Annotated in this window: 1 rRNA gene; it reads left to right on the forward strand. The window is 54.7% G+C overall.

The window, feature by feature from the left end:
• Positions 1–448: ribosomal RNA gene (locus tag IZU26_RS13015) — 23S ribosomal RNA — on the forward strand; the annotation flags it as partial.

A 448-nucleotide genomic window follows, 5' to 3' on the forward strand; every position in this document is an offset into this window, starting at 1 on the left:
AGTTTTGAAGGCAGGACGCATGAGGTGAAATCCGGCAGAAGAACGGTAGTTTCTGTCCAAGCGGTAAGGTGTTGAGAGGGCGGTTAAAAGAGCCCTTGAGCTGAGCCGTTACGGGGAGCGGAGCGTAGGCGAAGCGAAGCGGATGTAATCAAGGTGCCGGGAAATACTGTCTAAAGATAGGCTGAGTTGGACCGTACCGGAAACGGACACACGCAGGCAGGATGAGCAATCTAAGGCGCACGAGCGACCCCGCGTTAAGGAACTCGGCAAAAAGCACACGTAACTTCGGAAGAAGTGTGGCTCACGCTGATAAGGATGTGAGCGGCAGAAAGCAGGCCCAGGCGACTGTTTACCAAAAACACAGCCATCTGCGAACCAGTAATGGGACGTATAGGTGGTGACACCTGCCCGGTACCGGAAGGTTAAGGGGAGGGGTAAGCCGAAAGGT

Source organism: Treponema sp. SP13 (assembly GCF_050938355.1).
GTDB lineage: Bacteria > Spirochaetota > Spirochaetia > Treponematales > Treponemataceae > Treponema_D > Treponema_D socranskii.